At 60.5% G+C, this 16,802-nt stretch carries 18 protein-coding genes; 3 read left to right on the top strand and 15 right to left on the bottom strand.

Annotated features, from left to right (window positions below; all coding sequences use genetic code 11):
• Window positions 1–24 precede the first annotated feature (24 nt).
• The 6 genes from ACU0FH_RS20130 to ACU0FH_RS20105 form a co-directional block, all read right to left on the bottom strand.
• Window positions 25–768, bottom strand: a complete 744-nt coding sequence (locus ACU0FH_RS20130) for a VPLPA-CTERM sorting domain-containing protein (protein ID WP_446196510.1) — start codon at window positions 766–768, stop codon at window positions 25–27.
• 449 nt (window positions 769–1,217) lie between these two features.
• The gene (locus ACU0FH_RS20125) at window positions 1,218–1,724 is read right to left on the bottom strand and encodes a DUF2165 family protein (protein ID WP_446196509.1); all 507 of its coding nucleotides are present in this window, start codon (window positions 1,722–1,724) and stop codon (window positions 1,218–1,220) included.
• 121 nt (window positions 1,725–1,845) lie between these two features.
• Window positions 1,846–3,249 (bottom strand): FAD-binding oxidoreductase, encoded by a 1,404-nt coding sequence (locus tag ACU0FH_RS20120; RefSeq protein WP_446196508.1) that lies wholly within the window; start codon window positions 3,247–3,249, stop codon window positions 1,846–1,848.
• The gene (locus tag ACU0FH_RS20115) at window positions 3,246–4,475 is read right to left on the bottom strand and encodes an amidohydrolase family protein (protein WP_446196507.1); all 1,230 of its coding nucleotides are present in this window, start codon (window positions 4,473–4,475) and stop codon (window positions 3,246–3,248) included. Before ACU0FH_RS20115 ends, ACU0FH_RS20120 begins: the two co-directional genes overlap by 4 nt.
• Window positions 4,472–5,266, bottom strand: a complete 795-nt coding sequence (locus ACU0FH_RS20110; protein ID WP_446196506.1) for a creatininase family protein — start codon at window positions 5,264–5,266, stop codon at window positions 4,472–4,474. The genes ACU0FH_RS20115 and ACU0FH_RS20110 overlap by 4 nt, the downstream gene beginning before the upstream one ends.
• Window positions 5,263–5,961, bottom strand: coding sequence for a glutamine amidotransferase-related protein (locus ACU0FH_RS20105; RefSeq protein ID WP_446196505.1), 699 nt, complete (start codon window positions 5,959–5,961; stop codon window positions 5,263–5,265). The genes ACU0FH_RS20110 and ACU0FH_RS20105 overlap by 4 nt, the downstream gene beginning before the upstream one ends.
• Before the next feature lie 125 nt (window positions 5,962–6,086).
• Between ACU0FH_RS20105 and ACU0FH_RS20100 the strand changes: the two genes are divergently transcribed.
• On the top strand, window positions 6,087–6,473 hold the full coding sequence (locus tag ACU0FH_RS20100; protein ID WP_446196504.1) for a RidA family protein: 387 nt from the start codon (window positions 6,087–6,089) through the stop codon (window positions 6,471–6,473).
• Window positions 6,474–6,572: 99 nt separating this feature from the next.
• On the opposite strand, the gene ACU0FH_RS20095 is transcribed toward ACU0FH_RS20100, so the two are convergent.
• Window positions 6,573–7,019: a winged helix-turn-helix transcriptional regulator gene (locus ACU0FH_RS20095; RefSeq protein WP_446196503.1), complete on the bottom strand. Its 447-nt coding sequence runs from the start codon at window positions 7,017–7,019 to the stop codon at window positions 6,573–6,575.
• 131 nt (window positions 7,020–7,150) lie between these two features.
• Here ACU0FH_RS20095 and ACU0FH_RS20090 point away from each other — a divergent pair, with 131 nt between their 5' ends.
• Window positions 7,151–7,663: a PaaI family thioesterase gene (locus ACU0FH_RS20090; RefSeq protein WP_446196502.1), complete on the top strand. Its 513-nt coding sequence runs from the start codon at window positions 7,151–7,153 to the stop codon at window positions 7,661–7,663.
• 10 nt (window positions 7,664–7,673) lie between these two features.
• Window positions 7,674–9,071, top strand: a complete 1,398-nt coding sequence (locus tag ACU0FH_RS20085; protein WP_446196995.1) for an MATE family efflux transporter — start codon at window positions 7,674–7,676, stop codon at window positions 9,069–9,071.
• A gap of 6 nt (window positions 9,072–9,077) precedes the next feature.
• Here the strand turns inward: ACU0FH_RS20085 and ACU0FH_RS20080 are convergent, their stop codons facing one another.
• The 8 genes from ACU0FH_RS20080 to ACU0FH_RS20045 form a co-directional block, all read right to left on the bottom strand.
• Window positions 9,078–10,697 (bottom strand): dihydroxyacetone kinase subunit DhaK, encoded by a 1,620-nt coding sequence (locus ACU0FH_RS20080; RefSeq protein ID WP_446196501.1) that lies wholly within the window; start codon window positions 10,695–10,697, stop codon window positions 9,078–9,080.
• Between the two features lie 11 nt (window positions 10,698–10,708).
• Entirely contained in the window at window positions 10,709–11,704 is a 996-nt protein-coding gene (locus tag ACU0FH_RS20075; RefSeq protein WP_446196500.1) for an ABC transporter ATP-binding protein, read from the bottom strand.
• The gene (locus ACU0FH_RS20070) at window positions 11,697–12,794 is read right to left on the bottom strand and encodes an ABC transporter ATP-binding protein (protein WP_446196499.1); all 1,098 of its coding nucleotides are present in this window, start codon (window positions 12,792–12,794) and stop codon (window positions 11,697–11,699) included. Before ACU0FH_RS20070 ends, ACU0FH_RS20075 begins: the two co-directional genes overlap by 8 nt.
• The gene (locus ACU0FH_RS20065) at window positions 12,787–13,200 is read right to left on the bottom strand and encodes a DUF1801 domain-containing protein (protein WP_446196498.1); all 414 of its coding nucleotides are present in this window, start codon (window positions 13,198–13,200) and stop codon (window positions 12,787–12,789) included. The genes ACU0FH_RS20070 and ACU0FH_RS20065 overlap by 8 nt, the downstream gene beginning before the upstream one ends.
• A 5-nt stretch (window positions 13,201–13,205) precedes the next feature.
• Window positions 13,206–13,394, bottom strand: coding sequence for a hypothetical protein (locus ACU0FH_RS20060; RefSeq protein ID WP_446196497.1), 189 nt, complete (start codon window positions 13,392–13,394; stop codon window positions 13,206–13,208).
• On the bottom strand, window positions 13,391–14,329 hold the full coding sequence (locus ACU0FH_RS20055) for a carbohydrate ABC transporter permease (RefSeq protein WP_238369942.1): 939 nt from the start codon (window positions 14,327–14,329) through the stop codon (window positions 13,391–13,393). The genes ACU0FH_RS20060 and ACU0FH_RS20055 overlap by 4 nt, the downstream gene beginning before the upstream one ends.
• Window positions 14,326–15,273 (bottom strand): carbohydrate ABC transporter permease, encoded by a 948-nt coding sequence (locus tag ACU0FH_RS20050; RefSeq protein ID WP_446196496.1) that lies wholly within the window; start codon window positions 15,271–15,273, stop codon window positions 14,326–14,328. The genes ACU0FH_RS20055 and ACU0FH_RS20050 overlap by 4 nt, the downstream gene beginning before the upstream one ends.
• 143 nt (window positions 15,274–15,416) lie before the next feature.
• Window positions 15,417–16,739 carry an ABC transporter substrate-binding protein gene (locus tag ACU0FH_RS20045; protein WP_446196495.1) on the bottom strand — a complete coding sequence of 441 codons (1,323 nt, stop codon included), beginning with the start codon at window positions 16,737–16,739 and terminating at the stop codon, window positions 15,417–15,419.
• Window positions 16,740–16,802 lie beyond the last annotated feature (63 nt).

Genomic DNA, 16,802 nt, shown 5'->3' with positions numbered 1-16,802 from the left:
TTCAAGCTGCTGAGTGTTCCGGGCTCAGCTGCTCTTCCTCCGTTTCCGCCTCAGGAGAAACCCGGCGGAGGAGATCCCGCCCAGCAGCAGAAGTCCTGATGCCGGTAGCGGAATTACGTTCATATCTGCGACAACCTTGATCGAGTTAAGCTGCCCGTCGACGCTGATCTCGGTGTTGCTCGAGTCCACGAAGAACTGCAACGCACCGACCTGTGTCCAGTCGAAATTGGGATCGCCGATCAGATCAGAGAAAGGCAGGTTGGGGTTGAAACCGGCAGCCAGTGTTTCCGAATACGAAACGACGTTACCCAGCATGTCCCAAGCGGTGATCTCGATGAACACGTTACGATCGAAGTAGGCGACATCGAATGCGAAGTACGGATTGGTCCCGATCTCGAGGTTGATACCACCAAGCCCGGTCGTATTGACTGTTGTCGGATCATCCTGGCCGTCGTAGGTGATATAGCCGGAACCGGACGCCCCGGCGATGTTCGAGAAAGACAGAAGCCCTGCTTCCGAACGCAACTCGGTTGCGTCCTCGGGGTTGCCCGTGGCGCCGGTATTCATAACTTCGAAATCACGATACCCGCCAAGTACGCCAGCGTCAGCAACCTCGGAATTATTCACGAAACTAGTCGATGGCACGTCCTTGACAGTCTGCACTGAGTCGAACTCGTCGATCGTTAGCATGACTGTTGCGGCATATCCGGGGGCGGCGGCCAATGCCATCGTGCCCGCAATCAGTCCGCTGTATAAACCAAACTTCATATCAATTCTCCAGCAACTTTGAAATCTCACATGAAACCTCGGAACCGAGCTTGATATTCGGCCGGGGCCTACTTTACCGGGACAATTTACCACTAGTTGGAGCACCACCCGTATGAGTTGCAATATACGTTGATCTTTCCCTTGAGTAAAGGAAAGCTTCGCGATCAGGCGGTTTTTTGTTAACAAATAATGAACAATAACGTCGGGCGATAAACCATTGTCGGCGAATAGAAATTCCAAGCCAGACAACAACCTCCGGCTGCAAATCGCCAAAACAGCATCGGCACTCGGGCCGCCGCACGGTGCCTCTGCCTACCGAAAACGGAAAAACGTCGCGTACCGATTCTCTTTCTGCAGATGCAAACAATGACACAGGCTGCCCTGGCTCTGCTCAGCGCATCCCGTAAGTCGGTTAGCGCAAACGCTTTCTCTCTGAATTGCTCACGGCTTCAAGAGACAACGGCGATGCATACGACCACCAAGAGGGTGGCAGCCATGCCCCAGTGCAGCATGTGAAAATGCGTGTTCTGTCCGCCCTCATGACCGAACCAGTAGCAGAAATAGTTTCCCAGGATTAGAAACCCCGCCCAGAGGGAACTGAACATCGTGGCCCCGATCAACGCCAGCCCGAGCGCAAGCTCCACCGAAAGCCAACCGCCAACAGACGCTCCCAGCGCAACAACCGCGGCCCACAGGCAGATGACCGTTACTGCCTCAAGGACGATCGCCACGTAAAAAAACGCGCGCTGCATCCTGCGACTGGCCAACCGGCGGTAAGCAACATGCTCATAGGCTTCGGGATAACCGGCCCGCATCCGTTCCATGTCCAGAACCAGCGCGGTAAAAGTCTCATTCAGAAACGGGTGCATAATGTTTTCCACGACGCCGATGGTCAGCCAGGCCGCCATGCAGATCATCTGAAGACACAGGGCGCAAATCAGTATTGTCTCAAGCATTTCGCCTCCGTCTCATGCGCCCATTCCGGTGCAATCCATCTTCCTTTGCCGCAGACATCAGGCCTTCGACAGGCCGCAATCGTTCAGGCTAATCCCGTCCCAAAGCACGACACCTTCCCGTTCAGGACCGATCCGCCATCGCCTCGATCTCATCCGGTGCCAGATGCTTGACGCTTTCCCAGACCCGCGACTTGCCAGGGTTCAGCAACCCCTTGGGATCCATACGTTTCTTCCATGCAAGGTGCCGGTAATCCGCGTTCTTCAACCCACCGCCTTCAACGTGATAAGAATGTGCATCCGCAACCGAAAACCCGGCCGCTTCATAGGTGGCATCGATTTCACGAAGCCTTTCCTCATCGGTAAACCAGATGATCGGCAGGTCAAAAGCGGTCACGCTCCCGTCTACCTTGGCAAACTCGTGATGCTGCCAGACATCATTGCCCAGCGCCTTTCCGATAGCGGCAATCGCGTCCGCATTCGCCGGATCGCTGACACCGATCTGCTGATAGGTCGCCGACCGGTCGGCTTTCAGCACCTGCAGCGTGGTATGATTGTAAGAAAACTCAAAGACATGCGGGATATACCTCGCCTCCCGCTCCGTTTCACTGAGCGCAAGATCGACATGTCCCCCTCGCTTTTCGGTCAGACTGCGAAATCCTTCAACTTCTTCATCTGGGACCATCGCGACCAGCAAATGCTTCCCCTCCCGGATATGACCTTTAAGTCGCGGAAAATACTCAACAATCCGGGCATCGACCGTCGAACACAGCTTGCATCCTAACTCTGCCGTGACAGCCAGATCGTACCCGGCTGCATAGGTATCGCGGTAACTGTCAAATGTCGCCATGCAGCCGATCCAGTTCCGTGTCGGCACCGTGCGAAGCGTGACCTCGGTGATTGCGCCATTCAGCCCCCAGGCATGGTGGATCTGCAAAGCGTCCTCTGCATCAAAGACGCGCTCCTGCGGCATTTCCTCGACGGACAGCGCGCTGAGACTGATGATATTACCCTTTTCCCGCAGCGCTCCGTTGGCGATCGACCCGATCCCAGCTGAGCCTCCCGCGACGAAACCGCCGACCGTGGCAATATCCTGAGTCGAGGGGAACATGGCCATTTCCCATCCTTCGGGATTTAACGCCCGGTTGATCTCCGCCATCAGCGCCCCGGCCTCGACCCGGACGAACCCCTCACCTATCTCCAGAATCCGGTTCATACCCGTTGTCTCGACGATCAGCCCGCCCTGCAAGGGCACCGCCTGACCATAATTCCCGGTCCCGCCGCCGCGCAGGACCACGGGCAGGTCATTGGCGTAGGCCACAGCAAGGCAATGGGCGAGTTCGTCGCGGTTTTTTGGACGCGCCACCAGATCGCCGAAACATTTCTTAAGCTGGGCGTTCAGCAGCGGAGAATACCAGAAGAAATCCCGAGACCGCTTTTTGACCAGAACCGGTTCGTCGATAATTTCCACCGGAGCCAGCGCCTGCGCTATCTTTCCCCAGTCGATTTGGTCGGACGTACCTGTCATCGCATCGAACTCCTTGTTTCGGACAAGGGACGCAACGCAGCCCCGGATATCAGATCACTGGTGTTGTTCGCGTCGCAGATCAGCAGGTCTTCGACAGCGGCGCCATCGACTGTCAGGTCCGGCAACCCCATCCCCCGCCGGGCAGCCGTCGTAATCAGCGGCAGGTGAGAGCCCAGAGGCGGGTCGAGATGCGCCGCTACCACGGCCAGCGACAACACGGGGCGCGGATCGTGCCGCCCCACCGGACAAAAAGCATCGCGCACGTTATCCGCGCCAAGGGCAACGGTAACCCCCCGCGCCCGCAATTCGTGCAGCCGCGTTAGCCCGCGCCGATCCGGCGTTCCCTGACCCCTGTCCTGCAGGTAAAGGTTCGTCTGCGGCAGAACTGTAACCGCTATACCCGCCTCAGCCAGCTTGTCGGCGATCCGGGAAACGTCATTTTCGGCACAATTCGCAAGAGAACAGGCATGTCCGCACAGGATCGATCCCTCGAAACCAACGGCAAGCGCCGCATCCGCAATCCGCTCCAACCCGTCGAGTCCCGGCTCCAGCCCTTCGTCCACATGAAAGTCGAGCTTCAGCCCAAGTCGTTCCGCCTCGCGAAACACGTTGCGCAATCCCTCGTCGCGCTCAGGCTGATCGAAGACGAATGCCCCCAACACGCCGCCGCGATGTGCAATCGCGCGCGCATAATCCCGTGCAGGGCCGCTATCGGCAAGCGCGCCAATGTCGGTCAGGGCCGCGCATTCAAGTAGCAGATCGGCATCCTCGCCCAGCTCATGCAACACGGCCCATGCAAGCGGTTCGACACCAGGGTCGTCGTCGTCAGTCCAGTCCACATGCGTGCGCACGGCACCGCAGCCGGATGCCAGCAGTTCGCTTATCCCGCGCCCGGCGCGCGCCCGAAGATCCTCTTCCGTCCAGCCCGCCATATCGGCTTTCTGCGCCTTGATCGCCGCCTTGAGATTACCGCCGACATTCTCAAGCCGATGCACGCTGTGACATTTGTCCAAATGGACATGCGGCTCGGTCAGACGCGGCAGGACAATCCGCTCCGCCTGTTCCGTCGCAGGTTGAAGCCTGACCGCTCGTCCCTCCTGCAAGACAAGATCGCCAGCTAGACAATCATCCCGGCGCTCACCGCCAAACGCCACCGGATCGGATACCAGCGACCCAGGCACAAGAACCCCGGTGATCCGGTCTAGACCGTCTTTCCCACCCGTCATTGCGCCGACTTCCGATGATCGAACCGGGCAAATTCCGCAAGGAAATCAGCAAGGTTCCGGCCTGCACTCTCAAGCAGCGCCTCGCCTTTCTCCGCCGTTGCCGCCGCGGCATTACCGCAAGCGCCTTCGGTGTGCAGATCCTGCGCCAGCCACCCCGGGTTGACCGGTTTGCCGCCCAGACCGATGCGGGGAAATTCACTTTCCCAGTCCCGCAGAGCGCTGCGAAAATCCCCGGCTTTGGTCATGTCGACACGGTCCGGGCGAATGGCCAGCATCATCGAGGTCTCGCAATTTCCGGCATGGATATCGAGGCTATACTCCGCGGGATCGAAATGCGTCTCCCACTCGGCGAAGCCACCCCATGAACAGCTCGCCACGATCAACTCTTCCGTGCGCCGCAGCTCCCGCGGAGCGATCTGCAACAGGGCGGCGTTTCCCCCGTGCCCGTTCAGGAACAATAGCCTTTCAACCCCGGCCCGCGACACCGAACGACCGATCTCGCGCAGCATCGCCAGCATGGTTTCCGCCGAATAGGTCAGTGTACCGGGAAAGACATCGTGTTCGTCGCTCTTGCTGACCGTGAACGAGGGCAGCACCAGAACCGACTGCTCCGGCGCAAGGCAATCCAGCATCCGCGCCGCGACAGCACCGATGATATCGCTATCTACCGATAACGGCAGATGCGGCCCATGCTGTTCCGTCGCGCCCAGCGGCAACACGGCAATCGTGTCGGAGGGCAAGGCGCGAAACGCCGATGACGGCAAATCGCTCCAATAGCCCTGAACACTCATGCCGCTCTACCGATGAAATCCTGAAGGAACTTGCCAAACCATTCGCCCTGCCGCGCATCATGCAGCGCGATCAGGCGGTTCTGTTCTTCCCTGCTTTGGACGCCGCGCTTTTCGTAAACGTCCGAATTCTGATCCTGCCAGCGCCGGAAACCTGTTTTCGTGACCTCCGGATGAAACTGAAATCCATAGGTGGTCTTTCCATATCGATAGGCCTGGTTTTCATAATTCTCGCCCCGCGCCAGATGGACCGCGCCGGATGGCAGGTCAAACGTATGGAAATGCGACTGGCACACCGTCATCGGCGCGTCCAAGAAGCCAGCTCCAGCCTCGGTTGGGCTGATCTCGTAATAACCGAACTCGAAAACATCGTTTGCAGGCGCACCGGCCCACGCCCCAAGATGATGCGCAATCATCTGGGCCCCCTGACAGATGCCAAGCACCTTGATGCCCTTGGCCATACAGGCATCGATCCAGCGGTATTCTTCGCGCAGGAACGGATGCCTGTCGGTTTCGTAAACATTGAAAGGTCCGCCGTAGATAATCGTGGCGGCCAGATCGTCTCCCGGCTCGCCAAGCTTGTCGCCGGCATAGGGATGCCGGGTATCTACGAAATATCCAGACCGCGTCAGCCACGCGGTCGCACGATCGTCTTTGGGTTCATTACCATGGCGTACAGACAGCACACGCTGGCCCATATCATCCTCCTCAGGAAGTAGGTTGCGTGGCCCTAGTGAAAAATCTGTGCCAGAGAGTAGGCCATAAATTCCAGAACCCGGCCAAGCATTCAACCCCCAAATACCGACAGGAGAGCATCATCGCCATGAAAGCCCTCAATCCAGCCACCTTGGCGGCCCCGTTCGGCGCCTATTCCCATGGCACCGAAATCCCTGCCGGAAAACGTATCGTCCGCACCTCCGGCCAATTGGCCATAAAAGCCGACGGATTCATTCCCCAAAGCGCCTATGATCAGGCAACTCTCTGCTTTCAATCGATCCGTGCCATTCTGGCCGAGGCGGGAATGACAAACTCGGACGTCGCCCATATTTCTGCCTATGTGACCGACAGGCAATTCATGGCGGATTACATGCGGGCCCGGGACGAATTCGTCGGGGGCGCGGCGCGTTTGCCAAGCTCGACACTGGTGATTGTCTCGGGCTTCACCCGTCCCGAATTCAAGGTCGAGGTCGAAGTTCTGGCTGTCGCCTGATGGCGGTCCTTTACGCCACAAAAACACAAGACAGCCTTCAAGTATGGCAAAAGGCAGAGATAGACGGCAAGCCGAGTGTGACTAAATAAGTCATTCAAATCATTCGGTGTTTCGTCGTGCGGTCACGTTGCGATGCGTGATCCGCTGGCCCGTGTTCGCATCAGTCAGCACCGGCTCAAGAACCTCGCCCGTATCCCGCGACAAGAGCGTCATTGAACTCTTTTCCTCGGGCGGCACATGCTCCTCGGCCCAGGCCATGAGCGTCACCAGCACAGGGTAAAGCGCCTTTCCCTTTTCGGTCAGCCGGTATTCGTGCCGCAACGGGCGGTCCTGATAGGCTTCGCGCCTCAGCACCCCGTCTTCTTCCAGCTTTCGCAAACGGTCCGCCAGCACATGGCGCGTGATGCCCAGACGCTCCTGCATCTGCTCGAACCGCCGCACTCCCAGAAAGCAATCCCGCAGGACAAGCATCGTCCAGCGGTCGCCAATCACCGACAGCCCGCGCGCCACGGGGCAAGATTCGCTTCTTAGATCATCCCATTTCATACGTCCTTCTAACGCATATTGACAGGTTCCAAAAGGGAACTTACACCTGAGTCAGTTCCAAAAAGGAACTTAATTGGCATATGTGGCACACCTGCCCTGCCAGAAGAGCCTGAAAAGCAGAGGGAAAACCCATGGCCTTACGCAAAACACGTACCTACGAATACTCAGAGGTCGGCTTCGATTCGCTTTCGGCAATGCGGCTCTCCGGCCTCGAATACATGCGCGCGATGGTGGCCGGTGAAATCGGCGCGCCTCCCTCCATCGGCGACACCATGGGCATGTCTATCCCGAAAGAACTCGACTACGGCTATGTCACATTCGAAGCCGAACCCGGGGATTTCCTATTGAACCCAATGGGCTCGGTCCACGGCGGCTTTGCGGCCACGCTGCTCGATTCTGCGCTCGGTGTTGCCGTGCACACCTCGCTGGATGCCGGTCTGGGGTTCACCACCGCCGAGCTCAAGGTCAATTACACCCGCGCCATCAAACCGAACGGGGGCAAACTGCAAGCCGAAGGTCGCCTGATCCATCGCGGCAGGCAGATGGCCACCGCCGAGGCACGCCTTACCGGCATCGAAGATGGCAAGCTCTATGCGCATGGCTCAGCCACCTGCTTCATCTTCCCGCTCCGACCGCAGGGCTGATCCCGTGACCATGCAGCACGCCGCCGAAGGCACAGCGCCGGGCCGCGCCCAACTGGCCGAAACCGCCCGCGCCCTGCGCACCCGGCGCCTGCTCGAAGACCCTATCGGCCCGACGCTCGCGCGGCTTGCTGCGCCCAACGTGCTTGCGATGGTCGTACAGGCGGCGATGAGCATTGCCGAAGGCATCTTCGCCAGCCAGCTCGGCGTTTCCGCCCTTGCCGGGCTTGCGCTGGTCTTCCCGCTCGTCATGCTGACGCAGATGCTCTCGGCCGGTTCGATGGGCGGCGCAATCTCTTCCTCGATTGCCCGCGCCCTTGGTGCAGGTGAGGTCAGCCGCGCCGCCGGTCTGACCGTCACCGCGTGGATCATCGCAGCCCTCATCGCGCTCATGACGGCGCTGATCATGTGGCTCTTCGGAGCAGCGATCTTTGGCCTTCTCGGTGGCGGAAAAGACGCCATCGCCGCCGCTCTCGACTATGCCCGCGTTTTCTTTCCCGGCTGCATCGCCCTCTGGCTCTGCCATTCGACGCTCAGCGTCATTCGCGGTACCGGCAACATGGGAACACCCTCCCTTCTCCTGCTTCTTGTCTCTCTTGCGACCATTCCCCTTTCCGGCGGTCTGGCGCTTGGCTGGGGGCCCCTGCCCGCGCTCGGCATGTCCGGCCTCGCCCTCGGCATGACCCTTTCCTACGCAATCGGCGCGGTTGTCGCTCTCCTTTACATCTTCACTGGCCACGCCGGCTTGCCGCTGCGCACAGCGCGGGTGAGAGCAGACTATTTCTCCGACATCCTGCGCGTCGGCATCATCGCCTCGGTCAACTCCTTCCTGACCGTTCTCACGATCATTCTCATGGTCGGCATGGTCGGCCGCTTCGGAGAAGCCGCCCTCGCCGGGTATGGCCTTGGCGCGCGGTTGGAATTCCTGATGATCCCGGTGGTCTTTGGCATCGGAGCAGCGCTGACCGCGATGGTCGGCGCAAACATCGGCGCAGGCAACAAACCCCGCGCGCTGGCCGTCGCGTGGACCGGCTCCCTTGCTGCCGCAGCTATCGTCGGCGTGATCGGGCTGGTCGTCGCACTGTTCCCGGATCTCTGGCTGGGGATCTTCCTGTCACCGTCCGAAACCGAAGCACTCGCGGCCGGACGTGCCTATTTTGGCTATGTCGCACCGTTTTACAGCTTTTTCGGATTGGGCCTCGCCCTTTATTTCGCAAGCCAGGGCGCAGGCCGCATGGCCTGGCCGGTCATCGGCAGCCTCGCCCGGATCACAGTGGCATTCGGTGGCGCAGTACTGCTGGTGAACACGACCGACATGGGCGTACGCGGTGTCTTTGCCGCCATCGGCGCGGGCATGGCGATTTACGGCGCTCTCATTGCCCTTGCCGTTTACCGCACCCGCTGGCGTTAACCGGAGTTAAGACGCCAGCCGCTCGAACAGGCGCGCAACGGCTTCGGCGCCCGGATCCACATGGCCCTCAAGCTGCTCGGCGCTGATATAAGACGCCCGCCCGGCGTTGGCCCGGGTCATCGTGGCGGTGTGGTTCGCTCCTTCCCGCGCTGCCCGTGCCGCGCAGCCGATACCGCTGCCCAACTCGTCCAGCGCCGGCTTCAGCGCGTCGATCATCGTCCGGTCACCCAGACGGGCACCGCCGATCTGCTGCATCCGCTCAAGCCCCGCCATCAGCGCATCGCGCATCGGCATCCCAGATGACGACGCATCGCCCACCGCCGCAAAGAAGATCGCCAGCAAAACGCCCGATGAACCGCCCATGGTCTGGCTCAATTCCTGTTCGATCGCGCGATATAGCTGCGTGTGATCGGCCAGCGGCAGGGAATCCAGCGCGTCGATCAACGCCCGCGCCGCCCCCGCCAGAGTCGAGCCGGTATCCCCGTCACCCGATTTCGCATCCAGCGCGTTCAGATCGTCCTCGGCCTCGATCAGCACCTGGCAGCATTTGATGAGGAAAGCCTTGGTCGGCTCATGGGCCGAGGGCATCGCCTTGATCGGCGCGAGGCCATCTGGCAGAGGCAGCACATTATCCGGCACAAGCTCCACCGTGCCCGGCCATGCCCGCACGCCGCAAGGCGCCCGCAGCAGCGCCAGATCCTTCTCGCCCGCCTCGAAAACCGTCAGGGAAAACCCGCGCATATCAAGCGAGGTCATCAGCGCCGCCGGTCCCACCAGCCATTTGATCCGCTCGCCGATGGCCGACCGCCGCAACTCCGCCGCCAGCACCGACATCTCGAGCACCGATACCGCGCCCAGATTGTTCAGCAGCGCAACACAGGGCTTGCCGGACATGACGGCGGACAGCTTGTCCACCATCGACCCCATCGCCTGCCGCGCGCCCTCGTATTCCAGATGCTCAACCCCCGCTTCGCCGTGAATACCCAGCCCAAGTTCGGCCATCCCCTCGGGGATACGTCCCTCCTTGGGCGAGCCGGGCACGGTGCAGGTATCAAGCGACATGCCGATGGAATAAATCCCCCCGATCACCCGTTCCGCCGCCTCGGCCACCTCGTCCAGCGACGCACCCTGCTCTGCAGCCGCACCCGCGACCTTGTGCACGAAAAGCGTTCCCGCCACGCCGCGCGCCTGCGGCAGGTCGGGCAGCGCGATGTCATCATCCACCACGACCATCCGCACGTTCAACCCGAACGCCCGCGCCCGCTCTGCCGCGAGCCCGAAGTTCAGCCTGTCGCCGGTGTAATTCTTGACGATCAGCAGACAGCCCGCTGTCCCCGTCACCGCCAGTATTCCCGCCAGCACCGCATCAACCGAGGGCGAGGCAAACACGTCGCCACAAACCGCCGCCGTCAGCATGCCCTGTCCGACGAACCCGGCATGGGCCGGTTCATGACCCGAGCCGCCCCCCGACACCAGTGCCACCTTGGACTTGTCCCAGTCGCTGCGCACCACGACACGGATATGCGGATAACCATCCAGCCGGGACAGTGCCCCGCCCGAAGCGGCAATGGCACCGTCAATCGCCTCGGTGACGATATCTTCCTTCTTGTTCATGAAATGGGTCATGTCGTGCTCCCTTACCCGAGCCTTGCGCCATCGGCGTCGAAAAACAGCGGTTTCTTCGGTTGGATACGCACCACATCGCCGGAAACCAGCGGCGTATGCGCATCCGTCACGGTAATCAGATCGTGGTTCTGGAATTTCAGGTGCAGCCGGGTCTGATCGCCCAGATGCTCCACCCGCGTCACATGGCTTTCCTGCCCCTCGCCCTGCGCGATGTGTTCCGGACGCAACCCGATATAGGCAGCCCGGTCCGGCGCATGGTCAAAGAGATCCGCAGGCAGCACATTGATGCGCGGCAACCCCAGACGGCTTGCGGCGTAGATGCTGACCGGGTCTTCGTAGACCTGCCGGGGCGTGCCGAACTGCACCAGCCGCCCGTGATCCAGCACGCCCACATGGGTCGCCATCGTCATCGCCTCGATCTGGTCATGCGTCACGTAAAGCAGCGTCGCACCGGAATGCGCCTGAATGTTCTTCAACTCGACGCGCAGATCCGCGCGCAACTTGGCATCCAGCGAGCTCAGCGGTTCATCCATCAGGTAGACCGACGGGTTGCGCACCAGCGCCCGGCCAATGGACACACGCTGCATCTCACCGCCCGAAAGCTCTGTCGCCTTGTTCCCCAGCTTGTGCGAGATCTGCAAGATCTCGGCCACCTCGCCCACCTTTCGGTCGATCTGGTCCTGCGGCGTTCGCAGCACCGGAGATTTCAGCGGAAATTCGAGGTTTTCCCGCACGGTCAGATGCGGGTAAAGCGAATACTGCTGGAACACCATCGCCACATCCCGCTGCGCAGGAGTCAGCCCGGTCATGTCGCGCCCGTCAATCGAGATCGTGCCCCGGTCCGGCACGTCCAGACCCGACACCATCCGCAAGGTCGTCGTCTTGCCCGCCCCGGTCGGGCCTAGCAGGACGACAAAAGAGCCGTCTGGCACGGTCATCGACACATCGTCCAGCGCAACATCCTCGCCGAACCGTTTCGAGATCCCGGATAAAACGACCTCAGCCATGGGCAAGCGCCTCCCTGTTCGCATCCGACACCAGCGCCCGGCCGGTGCCCGCATCAAAGATACTCAGCGTGCGCGCGTCGAACTCCAGCCCGGTCCGGTCGCCGACCCGCACCACCTCATGCGATGGCGTGCGCGCCTTGACCCGGCCAAAGGCGGTGTCCAGCGTGATGATCTGCGTCGTGCCAAGGTATTCCGCCGCGACGATCTCACCACGATAAGGCGCCGCATCGCTCAACCGGACATGTTCAGGGCGCACCCCCAGCGTCAGATCGCCACTCGCGCCGTCCTGCTGGCGCGGCACGTCAAAGCCGCTGTCGCCCAGCATGACCTTTTCGGCACCGGCATCGACCCGGCCCTGAAAATCGAGGAAATTCATCGGCGGAGAACCGATGAACTCGGCCACGAACCGCGTCGCGGGCCAGTCGTAAATCTGCTGAGGCACACCAAACTGTTCCACAACCCCGTGGTTCATCACCACGATTTTGTCGCCCATCTGCATCGCTTCAAGCTGGTCATGAGTCACATAAACCGTCGTCGCGCCCATCCGGTCATGCAGGGCGCGCAATTCCTCGGCCATATGCTCGCGGAACTCGGCATCGAGCGCGCCAAGCGGTTCATCCATGAAGAACGCCCTGGGGTTGCGCACAATGGCCCGGCCCAGCGCCACGCGCTGCCGATCCCCGCCCGACAACCCGCCTACCGGCCGGTTCAGGATGTTTTCGATCCCAAGTATCCGCGCCACCTCGGCCACCTTCTGTTTGACCTCGGCGCGCGGCATCCCCTGGCTGATCAGCGGATAGCTGATATTCTTGCCCACGTTCATATGCGGGTAAAGCGCGAACATCTGGAAAACAAAGGCAATATCACGCTGGCTGGCCGGTTTCATCCCGACCTCCTCGCCATCGATATAGATCTCTCCCGAGGTTGGCAGTTCCAGCCCCGCCATCATCCGCAGCGTCGTCGTCTTGCCGCAGCCCGAGGGCCCAAGCAGCATGAAGAATTCGCCATCCGCGATGGTGAAGCTCGAGGATTTGACCGCGTTGAACGCGCCGAAATCCTTGCGCAGGTTGCGGATCACGATCTCAGCCACGGGCGGGCTCCTTCTTTTTGCGATAAGTCAGCGCATCGGCGATGCAGATCGCCAGCGCGTCCCGGTCGATATCTTCGCTGGCCGGAACCAGCACGGCACGGTTGCCTTCAAACCCCAGCCGGTCGCCGAAACGATCGCGCCATGTTTCGACCAGCGAGGTCTGGCAATGCACCAGCACCTTGCAGCCCTCACGCGATCTATCCGCCGTGATGCGCACGGCCGTACCGGATTTCCCAGGCAGGTAAGCGGGCTCGCCCCAGCGCAGGGTCTCCTCGGGTGCGGCCAGCCCCTCGGCTTCCGCCACGTCGAACACCAGCGCGCGCAACTCCCGCGCGCGGGCTTCGACCGGCGGGGTCATCGCGGCAAACACCGCATCGACGTCCTTGGGGGCGGCAGGCACAACCATCTTGCTCACTCCGGGAAATGGCTGACGATGATGAACATCACCGTGCCCACCAGCGTGACGATAAAGGAATAGGTGAAGGCGACCAGAAAAAAGGGCTGCATCAGCATCACCACGCCCAGCGCGATCAATACGCTTGCCAACATCTCCCACGCGCCCCGGCGAAAGCGAACCAATTCGTTGAAAAAGCTGGTCATTTACGCACCGCTCCAAATGTGATCCCGCGCAGCAGATGCTTGCGCAACAGGATGGTGAAGACCATGACCGGCACAAGAAAGATCGTCGCCCCGGCCGCCACGGCGGGCCAGTCCTTTCCACCGACCCCGATGATCGTCGGGATGAACGGCGGCGCGGTCTGCGCGGTGCCGGATGTCAGCAGCACCGCAAAGGCATATTCGTTCCATGCGAAGATCAGGCAGAAGATCGCGGTCGATGCGATGCCCGTAGCCGCCTGCGGCAGCACCACCTTGTAGAAGGCCTGAAACCGGGTATAGCCGTCGATCAACGCGGCCTCTTCATATTCGACCGGGATCTCGTCGATGAACCCTTTCAGCAGCCACACCGACAGCGACAGGTTCACCGCCGTGTAAAGCAGGATCATTCCGAGATGCGTGTCGTTCAGCCCGATCTGGCGGAACATCAGAAAGATCGGGATTGCCACTGCGATCGGCGGCATCATCCGCGTCGACAGGATAAAGAACAAAAGGTCGTCCTTCAGTGGCACCCGGAACCGGCTGAACGCATAGGCCGCCGCCGTCCCAAGGATCATACAAAGCACCGTCGAGCCAAAGCCGATGATCACCGAATTGAGAAACCGTTCGCCATAGCGCGACGGCCCGGCGATCACCATGCCCTGATCCCGCACCACTTTTTCGTACCATGTCGCCGGTGGCGGCAGCGCCGCGAAATCGTCTTCGGTCACACGTGTTCGGGTCGTGAACAGGTTGACGTAACCCTCAAGGCTCGGCTCGAAAACCACCTTGGGCGGATAGGCAATGGCATCGGCGGGCGACTTGAAACCGGTGGCGATGATCCAGGCCAGCGGCAGGATGGTGATGATCGCATAGGCAACCACCATGACACCTGCAAACCACTTGGTGCCGCGCGACGGGTCGGTGACGGAAAAACTCATCTCTCTTTCACCTTGTTCAGGGCTTTCACATAGATCGAGGCAAGGCCGAACACGGTCACGAACAGGATCACCGCATAGGCCGAGGAGTAACCCGTTCGCCAGCGCTCGAACGCCTCGCGCTTAAGATCGATAGAAGTCAGCGTCGTGGTATTGCCCGGCCCCCCGCCGGTCAGCTGCACCACCAGATCGAACATCTTGAAATTCTCGATCCCCCGAAACAGCACCGCCAGCATCAGAAATGGCAGCGCCATCGGAATAGTGATTGTCCAGAACTGCCGCCACTTGCTCGCCCGGTCACATTCCGCCGCCTCGTAGATGCTGTCGGGAATTGACCGCAGCCCCGCCAGACAGATCAGCATCACGAAAGGCGTCCACATCCATGTATCCGCGATGACAATGGCCCAGGGCGCAAGGTTCACATCGCCGATCATCGAAAATGACGCGGGATCGGCCCCGGTAAAAAAGGCGATCACGTAATTGAACAGCCCGATCTGCGGTTGATAAAGGAAAGTCCAGAAGTTGCCGACCACCGCCGGGCTCAGCATCATCGGCAACACGATCACCGTGGTCCAAAGATCATTGCCCTTGAATTTCTTGTTGATCAGATAGGCCAGCGCGAACCCGATGATGACCTGAAGCACGATGGTCCAGATCAGGAAATGCGCCGTCGCCTGCATCGTCGCCCAGATCCCGTCATCCGTCAGGATCCGTTCGTAATTGCGCAGCCCCACCCATTCCACGTCCCGGTTGGGCCGGTTCACCCGGTAATCGCTAAAGCTCAGCCGGATCGTCCAGATCAGCGGAAAGATATTGACCGCCAGCAGCAGAAAAATCGACGGCGCCACAAAGATCCAGGCGATGGCCCGGTCCGACAGCCCCTTGATGCGTCTGGCCACGGGTGCCGGGGTGGCGCGCGCGATTTTCTCCATCGGGGCATGGGTCATAAGACAAATCCTTGGCGACGGGCGCTAGGCATAACCCGCGTTTCCATCTGTTCCTGCATGTTCGGAAAGGTGCCCCCCGAAAGCGCATCCGCGACAGCGGGGGGCAGTAAAGTCGGACGATATGCCGTCCGACGGGGAGTCATTCAGATCTTGCCTTCATCTTCAAAGATGATGGTCCATTCCTCGACAAGACCGTCCAGCGCCTCTTGCGCCGTGCCGTTCCCGGCGATCACATAGTCGTGGATCTTTTCCTGCATCGCCAGCAGCAGATCGGCATAAGCCGGTTCCGCCCAGAAATCCTTTACGATGGCCATGCTATCAAGGAAGGTCTGCGCATAGGGCTGGCTTGAGGCAAAACCCGGGTCTTCGACCACGGCCTTCAGAGCCGAATAACCGCCAAGCTCCCACCAGCGGGCCTGAATCTCAGGCTGGGCGAACCATTTGATATATTCCAGCGCCGCGTCCTGTTTCGAGGAATATGACACTACCGAAATCCCTTGCCCGCCAAGCTGGGCATACTGCCCCGCCGGACCTGCCGGGTTCGCGAAATAGCCGGACTTGCCGCCACCCACGTTCGGATCGGCCTCCACGCCCGGCCAGATAAAGGCAAAGTTCATCTGAAGCGCGACCTGACCGGATTTATAGGCGTCGATATTCTCGCCCATGTACCAGTTCGACGATCCCGGAGGGGTGCCTACGTCATAAAGCGCCTTGTAGAACTCCAGCCCTTCGACCGCACCTTCCGAGTTCACGTAGCCTTCGAGCTCATAGGGCTTGTCGGGATTCTCGTACTGGAAACCATAGTTATACAGCACGTTGGTCACGCCCATCGTGATCCCTTCCGAGCCGCGCTCGGTATAGATCGCCGCGCCGTAAACCGTATTGCCGTCGATCTCACGGCCCTGAAAGAATTCCGCGATATCCTTCAGCTCTTCCAGCGTGGCCGGAACACCCAGATCGCGGCCGTATTTCTCCTTGAACTCGGCCTGAAGCTCGGGTTTCTCGAACCAGTCCTTGCGATAGGTCCAGCCCACCACGTCGCCGAACGCGGGCAGCGCCCAGTAATTCGGCGACCCCTTCGGCCATTCCGAATAGCCGGTCACCGTCGCCGGAATGAAGTCATCCATGGTGATGCCTTCGGCTTCGAAAAAGTCGTTCAGCTTGACGTAATGGCCGCTCTCGGCGCCCCCGCCGATCCACTGGCTGTCCCCGATCATCAGATCGCAAAGCTGCCCACCTGAATTCAGCTCGTTCAGCATCCGGTCCGCAAAGTTCGGCCAGGGCACGAATTCAAAGCTCATGTTATGGCCGGATTTCTCTTCGAAATCCTTGCTCAGCTCGACCAACGCGTTCGCCGGATCCCACGCCGCCCAGCAAAGGGTAAGGTCTTCTGCGTTCGCCGCCCCCGACAGGCCTGCCGTCACCAAGGCACCCGACGCGACGGTGGTCATGAATTTCTTATTCATTGAATGATTCCTCCCTGAAACATCGCTGCCGCCGCCTCCCTTGCGACTCACCGATGTAATATT

Source organism: Heliomarina sp. (genome assembly GCF_052826185.1).
This window is presented reverse-complemented; position numbering and strand designations above follow the sequence as displayed.